This is a genomic window from Streptomyces sp. NPDC043896, from assembly GCF_056435605.1.
Window position 1 is genome coordinate 10,119 of record NZ_JBWKEE010000049.1, and the last position, 7,329, is coordinate 17,447.

6 protein-coding genes and 1 pseudogene are annotated in these 7,329 nt (G+C 74.4%); 5 read left to right on the top strand and 2 right to left on the bottom strand.

The annotated features are described in order from the left end of the window. A pseudogene (locus AC069X_RS37035) lies at window positions 1-741 on the bottom strand (hypothetical protein); the annotation flags it as partial. A 92-nt stretch (window positions 742-833) separates the two neighbouring features. Next, a complete protein-coding gene (locus AC069X_RS37040) occupies window positions 834-2,111 on the bottom strand; it encodes an MFS transporter (RefSeq protein WP_478735951.1) in 1,278 nt (425 codons plus the stop codon). An 84-nt stretch (window positions 2,112-2,195) separates the two neighbouring features. Between AC069X_RS37040 and AC069X_RS37045 the strand changes: the two genes are divergently transcribed. The 5 genes from AC069X_RS37045 (at window position 2,196) to AC069X_RS37065 (ending at window position 7,156) form a co-directional block, all read left to right on the top strand. Beyond that, a complete protein-coding gene (locus AC069X_RS37045) occupies window positions 2,196-3,164 on the top strand; it encodes a LysR family transcriptional regulator (RefSeq protein ID WP_478735953.1) in 969 nt (322 codons plus the stop codon). Between the two features lie 97 nt (window positions 3,165-3,261). Next, on the top strand, window positions 3,262-4,638 hold the full coding sequence (locus tag AC069X_RS37050) for an MFS transporter (protein WP_478735955.1): 1,377 nt from the start codon (window positions 3,262-3,264) through the stop codon (window positions 4,636-4,638). Between the two features lie 140 nt (window positions 4,639-4,778). Beyond that, window positions 4,779-5,930 carry a uroporphyrinogen-III synthase gene (locus tag AC069X_RS37055; protein WP_478735957.1) on the top strand — a complete coding sequence of 384 codons (1,152 nt, stop codon included), beginning with the start codon at window positions 4,779-4,781 and terminating at the stop codon, window positions 5,928-5,930. A 9-nt stretch (window positions 5,931-5,939) separates the two neighbouring features. Further along, window positions 5,940-6,488 (top strand): GNAT family N-acetyltransferase, encoded by a 549-nt coding sequence (locus tag AC069X_RS37060; protein WP_478735959.1) that lies wholly within the window; start codon window positions 5,940-5,942, stop codon window positions 6,486-6,488. Between the two features lie 89 nt (window positions 6,489-6,577). Further along, window positions 6,578-7,156: a CGNR zinc finger domain-containing protein gene (locus tag AC069X_RS37065; protein ID WP_478735961.1), complete on the top strand. Its 579-nt coding sequence runs from the start codon at window positions 6,578-6,580 to the stop codon at window positions 7,154-7,156. The last annotated feature ends 173 nt before the right edge of the window (window positions 7,157-7,329 follow it).

The window sequence follows — 7,329 nt, forward strand, 5'->3', positions numbered from 1 at the left end:
GGGTCCCTGGGGGCCGGGGGCGCCGTCCTTGCCGGGCTTCCCGTCCCTGCCGGGCAGCCCGTCCTTTCCGTTCTTCCCGTTGTCGCCGTTCTTGCCGTTCTGGCCGGGCAGTCCCTGGGGCCCCGCCGGGCCGTCCTTGCCGGGGTCGCCCTTCTCGCCCTTCTCGCCCTGCGGCCCCTGCGGGCCCGGGCGGCCCGGCTTGCCGTGGTGGCCGGGCTTGCCGTCGTGGCCGGGGCGGCCGTCGTCGCCCTTCGGGCCCGTCACCGGGGTGGCCACGGCGAACAGGGCCGGGGCGTCGGTGCCGTTGGACCACTCGCCGCCGTCCAGGGTGGTGCCCTCCGGGGCCTTCGGGTCCACCCGGACGGCCACCGCCAGCCGCGTCTGGGTGTTCGCCGGGAAGGTGAAGCCGGCCCGGGTGCCGGCGTCACAGGTCATGAGGCGCGCGTCCGCCGAGCGGGTGCACGAGCCGCCCGCCCGCTGCCCGTTCCAGTAGAAGCGGGCCTCCGGGAAGGTGGTCCGCTCCGGGGCGGTGATCCGGAAGGTGCTGCTGCGCGCCGGGTCCTGGCCGTTCAGGGCCGCGATGACGACGCGGCCCGTCCCGCCCGGGGCGATGGAGGGGACGTACGGCTGGGAGAACCGGACGGGTGACGCGTCGGCCAGGGCCGGTACGGCCGTTACCAGGCAGGACGCGGTGACGGCCGCGACGACGAGGGCCGAGGAGACGGAGCGTGAAGCAGGCAAGGGGAGTTCCTCCGCGAAGGGAAGGGCGCTGGGGAAAGCACCCCCAGTTATGCGGGATCGCGCGGAGGAGTGGTGCGTACCACGCGGACGCGTCACTCGCCCGCCGGAACAATACGGATGAATCGGGCTGTTGCGACGGTGAGGCCCAGCGCGACCAGGGCGGCGGCCGCCGGGAGGGCGTACGCGGCGGTGGAACCCAGACGGTCCACGGCCTGGCCCGCGGTGGCGGCACCCACGGCGATCCCGGCCATGATCGCGGTGACGGCGAGACTCATGCCCTCGTTGAGGCGGCCGCGCGGAGTGGCCCGCTGCACCAGGGCCATCGCGCCCACCATCACCGGGGCGGTGGCCATCCCGGCCGACAGCAGGGCCACGGCCAGCAGCGCGAGCGATCCCGAAGCGGCCGCGGCCCAGGGCAGGGCCATCGCCGCGGCCAGCGCCACCAGGCAGGTCCGCAGGGCGCGCGGACGGCGGGTGCCGTAGTAGAGCCCGGCGGCGCAGGAGCCCGCCGCCTGGAGGGCCAGTACCGGGCCGGAGGCGCCGCCGAGGCCCAGGGCGGCGAGGTGGGCGATGGAGGCGACCTCCATCGAGCCGAACACCGCCCCGGCGGCCGTCAGCAGGCCGAGCAGCGGGAGCAGGGCGCGCAGCGGGGACGGGCCGAGGGCGGCGGGCGGTACCCCGGTGGCGGGCGGCTGGGTGGACCGGTGCGCGGTGAAGACCAGCATCCCGGTGAGCAGCAGCACCGCCCCGGCCAGGGTGCCCGCCTCCGGGAAGGCGGCCGTGCACAGGAAGGCCGCGAGGACCGGGCCGAGCATGAAGCACAGCTCGTCGGCGGCCTGTTCGAAGGACATCGCGGTGTGGTGCTCGGCCGGGGGCAGCAGGTGCGTCCAGCGGGCCCGGGACATGCCGCCGATGTTGGGGGTGGTCGCGGTGGCCGCGTACGAGGCGAAGAGGGTCCACGCGGGGGCCTGCGTACGGACGCACACGACCAGGGAGAGCGAGCCGAGGACGGCGATCACCGTCGCCGGCACGGCGATGCGGGCCTGCCCGTACCGGTCGACCAGCCGGGCCGTCCAGGGCGCGACGACGGCGGTGGCGGCCAGCCCGGTGGCGGTGACCGCGCCGGCGAGGGCGTACGAGCCGCGCTGCCCGGCGATCATCATCACCGCGCTGACCGCGAACATGCCCATGGGCAGCCGGGCCATCAGGTTCCCGGTGGTGAACCCGCGCGTACCGGGGCGGGTGAAGAGGCGGGCGTACGGGCCGGGGGTGCGGGCGGCGGTGGGGGCGGGGGCGCGTACCGGGGCCGGAGGGCCGGCCAGGACCAGGGTGCTGCCGGTCACGGCCATGAGCGGGGTTTCTTGCGGCATGCGACGAGCCTGCGGCCCGCCCCCGGCACCGGTCCAACACCTGTTCCGGGGCCATTCACGCGCTCCCGTTGTTAATCTCCGGGGATGACCGCCCGTGACCTCGACCCCCGGCTGCTGCGCGGCTTCCTCGCGGTCGCCGAGGAGCTGCACTTCTCCCGCGCCGCCGCCCGGCTCTACGTCGCCCAGCAGGCCCTCAGCCGCGACGTCCGCCGGCTCGAACAGGCCCTGGGCACGCCGCTGTTCCTGCGCACCACCCGCGCGGTCGAGCTCACCCCCGACGGCGAACGGCTCCTGCCCCACGCCCGCGACGTCCTGCGCGCCCACGAGGAACTCGCCGCCGCCTTCGCCGGACCGCCCCGCGCGCTGCTCGTCGACATGAACACCGACGGTCCCAGCACCGGCCGCCGGGTCCTGGAACGCGCCCGCGAACTCGCCCCCGGCTGCGAGCTGATGGCCCGCTTCGAGAGCGGCCTCACCCACGCCGCCGCCGAGATCGCCGCCGGCCGCCTCGACGTCTCCTTCGGGTACGCGGCCGGACTCGCGCCCGCCCTCCGCGCCCGCCTCGACCACCGCCCCGTCCGCTACGAACCCCTCGCCGTGGTCCTGCCCGAAGACCACCCGCTGGCCGCGCGGGAGGCCGTACCGCTCGCCGCGCTCGCCGGGGAGACCGTGTACGCCGGGGCGGGCAACCCGCGCACCCTGGAGTGGACCGGCCTCGCCCGTGAACTGTTCGCCGGACGCGGCATCGCCCTCGCCCCGCCCGCCCCCGTCGCGATGGGCAAGGAGGAGTTCCGCCGCGTCATGGCCAAGACCCGCAACCCTGTCCTCGCCACCGTCGGCTTCCTCGACATGCCCGGCAGCGTCAAACGCCCCCTCGTCGACCCCGTCCCCCTGTCCCCGCTGTCGATGGTGTGGCGCAAGGGCCTGGCCCACCCCGGCCTCGACGCCCTGCAACGGGCCGCCCGCGAACTCCAGACCGCCGGCGACTGGCTGGAAGTCCCCCCGGGCAGCTGGCTCCCCGCAGCGCTCACACCCGCCCCCGGCGGCGGGTGAGTGCAAGGTTTCCCGCCGGTCATCCGGCGGGGACCGGGGCCGAAACGCGCCCTTCCTAGCCTCCTCAGCAAGGACGCGACAGCTGTGGAGGCGTGTGATGACCGGTACGACCGCACCGCGCAGGGGAGGCCGCTGGATCGAGCGGTGGGAACCCGAGGACGAGACGTTCTGGCGGGAGACGGGGGAGCGGACCGCCCGCCGCAACCTCCTCTACTCCGTGTTCTCCGAACACATCGGCTTCTCCATCTGGTCGCTGTGGTCCGTCATGGTGCTCTTCATGGGCCCCCAGTACGGCATCGACCCGGCCGGGAAGTTCTTCCTCATCGCCACCGCCACCCTCGTCGGCGCCCTCGTACGGATCCCCTACACCTTCGCCGTCGCCCGCTTCGGCGGCCGCAACTGGACCGTCGTCAGCGCCCTGCTCCTCCTCGCGCCGACCATCGCCGCCCTCATCGTCATGGAACCGGGCACCTCGTACGGCACGTTCCTCGCCGTGGCCGCCCTCACCGGCGTCGGCGGCGGCAACTTCGCCTCCTCGATGACGAACATCAACGCCTTCTTCCCGCTGCGCAAGAAGGGCTGGGCCCTCGGACTCAACGCCGGCGGCGGCAACATCGGCGTCCCCGTCGTCCAGCTCGTCGCCCTCCTGGTCATCGGCACCGCCGGAGTCGGCCACCCCCGGCTGCTGCTGTGGACCTACCTCCCGCTGATCGTCGCCGCCGCCGCGCTGGCCCTCGTACGCATGGACAACCTGGCGCCCGTGCGCAACGACTCCGGCGCCGTCCGCGAGGCCGCCCGCGACGCCCACACCTGGATCATGGCCTTCCTCTACGTCGGAACCTTCGGCTCCTTCATCGGCTACAGCTTCGCCTTCGGGCTCGTGCTCCAGACGCAGTTCGGACGGACCCCCCTCCAGGCAGCCTCCCTCACCTTCATCGGCCCGCTCCTCGGCTCCCTCGTCCGGCCCGTCGGCGGCGCCCTCGCCGACCGCTACGGCGGCGCCCGCATCACCCTCGCCACCTTCGTCGCGATGGCCGCCGCCACCGGAGTGGTCCTGCTGGCCTCCGTACGGGAATCCCTGCCCGTCTTCCTCGTCGGCTTCGTCGCCCTGTTCGCGCTCAGCGGGCTCGGCAACGGCTCCACCTACAAGATGATCCCCGGCATCTTCGCCGCGAAGGCACTCGCCCGAGGCCTCGACGGCGAAGAGGCCGCCGCCCACGGACGGCGGCTCTCGGGCGCCTCCATGGGCCTCATCGGAGCCGTCGGCGCACTCGGCGGACTCGGCATCAACCTGGTCTTCCGCTCCGCCTTCCTCGAATCCGGCTCCGGAACCACCGCCTTCACCACCTTCCTCGCCTTCTACGCCGTGTGCTGCGCGGTCACCTGGGCGGTATACCTTCGCCGGCCGGTCGCCGCCGCCCCGGCCGCCGACACCGCCGGGCAGGCGGAAAAAGCGCAGCTCACATCGGTCTGAGACCCGTGTGACACCGGAGCACGGCGGTGACGGACCGGTTAACCGGTCCGAAATACGGTGGAACCGAGCCCGACACGACGCCTTGGCAGGCTCGGCACGTCCCCGACGCAGGAACCCTCAGGGCAAGGCAGGCAACCACGATGGACGACGCTCCCCACGGCCCCCTGGCCGGATTCACCGTCGGAGTCACCGCCGCCCGGCGGGCGGACGAACTGATCGCCCTGCTGCGCAGGCGCGGAGCCGCCGTCATCCACGCCCCCGCCCTGCGGATCGTGCCGCTCGCCGACGACACCGAGCTGATGGCCGCCACCAAGGAACTCCTCGACAGCCCCCCGGACGCCGTCGTCGCCACCACCGCCATCGGCTTCCGCGGCTGGATCGAAGCCGCCGACGGCTGGGGCATCGGCGAGGACCTCCTCGACCGGCTGCGCACCACCGAACTCCTGGCACGCGGCCCCAAGGTCAAGGGCGCCGTACGGGCCGCCGGACTCGTCGAGGCCTGGTCCCCCCAGTCGGAATCGCTCGCCGAGGTACTGGACCGGCTCCTCGCCGGCGGCGTCGCCGGGCGGCGGATCGCGCTCCAGCTGCACGGCGAACCCCTCCCCGGCTTCGTGGAGGCCCTGCGCGACGGCGGGGCCGAGGTGGTACCGGTACCGGTGTACCGGTGGATGCCGCCGGAGGACCTCGCACCGCTGGACCGGCTGCTGGACGCCGTGGCCGTCGGGACGGTGGACGCGGTCGCCTTCACCTCGGCCCCGGCAGCGGCCTCCCTGCTCTCCCGGGCCGGGGAACGCGGGCTGCGGGAAGCCGTACTGGAGGCACTGCGCGGGCCGGTCCTCGCGGCGTGCGTGGGACCCGTCACCGCGCTGCCGCTCCAGGCAGAGGGAGTGGAGACCGTACAGCCCGAGCGGTTCCGGCTCGGCCCGCTGGTGCAGGTGCTGTGCCGCGAACTCCCCGGCCGGGCCCGCGTCCTGCCCGTCGCCGGGCACCGGCTGGAGATCCGGGGGCACGCCGTCCTCGTCGACGACGGGCTGCGCCCGGTCCCGCCCGCCGGGATGGCCCTGCTGGAGGCACTGGCCCGACGGCCCGGCTGGGTGGTGTCCCGGGCCGACCTGCTGAGGGCGCTGCCCGGGGCCGGCAGCGACGAGCACGCCGTGGAGACCGCGATGGCCCGGCTGCGGGCGGCCCTGGGGGCGCCCCGGCTGATCCAGACGGTGGTCAAGCGGGGGTACCGGCTGTCGTTGGACCCGGGGGAGGGCGAAGGCTGGAGCACGGGGGCGGACGTCCGTTAGCGTGCCGACATGATCATCAACGGGGTGGAGATGAAGGGCCTGGCCGTCGAACACGCCGCCGGGCTGGCCGACGCGGTGACACGCAACCGGGAGGCCATGAAGCCGTACGAACCCCTGCGCACCGAGAGGTTCTACACCGAGGCCGGGCAGCGGGAGCGCATCGAGGGCATGCTCGAAGACCGCGACGGGGGCAGGCTCGTCCCGTACGTCTTCGTCGAGGCCGGCGGGGGCGCGGTGGTGGGGGCGATGAACCTCGGCAGCATCGCGCTCGGCCCCCTGTGCAGCGGCGGCGTCGGCTACTGGATCGACAAGGCCTGGCACGGCAAGGGCCTGGCCACCGCGGGACTGGCCGAAGTCCTCCGGACCGCCCGCGAGGAGCTCGGGCTCCACCGGGTGGAGGCCCAGACGATGGTCGACAACCACGCCTCCATGCGGGTGCTGGCCAAGAACGGCTTCACCGAGATCGGACTCGCACCCCGGTACCTCCACATCAACGGAGCCTGGCGCGACCACCGCCTCTTCCAGCGCGTACTCCACGACGATTCACCCGCCGCGTAGCCCCGCGCGGGGGCTTCCGCTTCGCGGCCGCCGACGGCACTCTGGGGAGGCGTCCCAGTCCCACGGCGACGACCGAGGCGGTGACAGGCATGTGGACGGGCATGTGGTTCGACTCCGGGCGGGTCTGCCTGGACCTGCTGGCCACCCATGACGTTCAGGGGGCCGAGGGCCTGCGCGACGGCGACGAGCTGCGGCTGTGGCTCGTCGGAGCCGGACTGGTCCCCGACCGGACCCCGCTCGCACGGCTCGGACCCGACTGGGTGGAGGCCTTCCGCGCGCTGCGCCGCGACCTGGGCACCCTCGTACGGGCCGAACTCGCCGGCACCGGCCCGGAGGAAGGCGCCCTGGCCCGGGTCAACGCGGCCGCCGCCGGTCCGCCCCCGGGCGTGTGCGCGGTACGGGACCAGGAGGGCCACCTCGTCCGCGAACTGTGCGGCGGGGTGGAGTGCGCGGGGATGCTGGCGGCGGTGGCCCGGGACGCGGTGGAACTCCTCACCGACCCCGGCGACCTGGCCCTGATCCGCACCTGCGAGGGCGACGGCTGCGTCCGCCTCTACCTGGACACCTCCAGGGGTCACCGCCGGCGGTGGTGCTCGAGCGAACTGTGCGGCAACAGGGAGCGCGTGGCCCGCCACCGCAGGCGGGTGCGCGAGGTGGCGGGGGCGTAGGGGGCGGGGCGGGGGTGCGGGGGGCGGTAGCCCCCTGGACCGGGTCGGGGAGGTGCTGGGGGTTTCCCGTCAGTCCCATCGTCGTTCCGTGTCGTGCCGGGGGGGGGGGGGGGGGGTTTTTTTTCGTTGCCTCCTTGTTTTCTTTTGCGGCCCCCTCCCAGGCAGGATCCCCC

Coding starts and splice junctions, on each gene's coding strand:
- AC069X_RS37060 (WP_478735959.1), top strand. CDS start 5,940: ATGATCATCAACGGGGTGGAGATGAAGGGCCTGGCCGTCGAACACGCC.
- AC069X_RS37065 (WP_478735961.1), top strand. CDS start 6,578: ATGTGGACGGGCATGTGGTTCGACTCCGGGCGGGTCTGCCTGGACCTG.
- AC069X_RS37055 (WP_478735957.1), top strand. CDS start 4,779: ATGGACGACGCTCCCCACGGCCCCCTGGCCGGATTCACCGTCGGAGTC.
- AC069X_RS37050 (WP_478735955.1), top strand. CDS start 3,262: ATGACCGGTACGACCGCACCGCGCAGGGGAGGCCGCTGGATCGAGCGG.
- AC069X_RS37040 (WP_478735951.1), bottom strand. CDS start 2,111: ATGCCGCAAGAAACCCCGCTCATGGCCGTGACCGGCAGCACCCTGGTC.
- AC069X_RS37045 (WP_478735953.1), top strand. CDS start 2,196: ATGACCGCCCGTGACCTCGACCCCCGGCTGCTGCGCGGCTTCCTCGCG.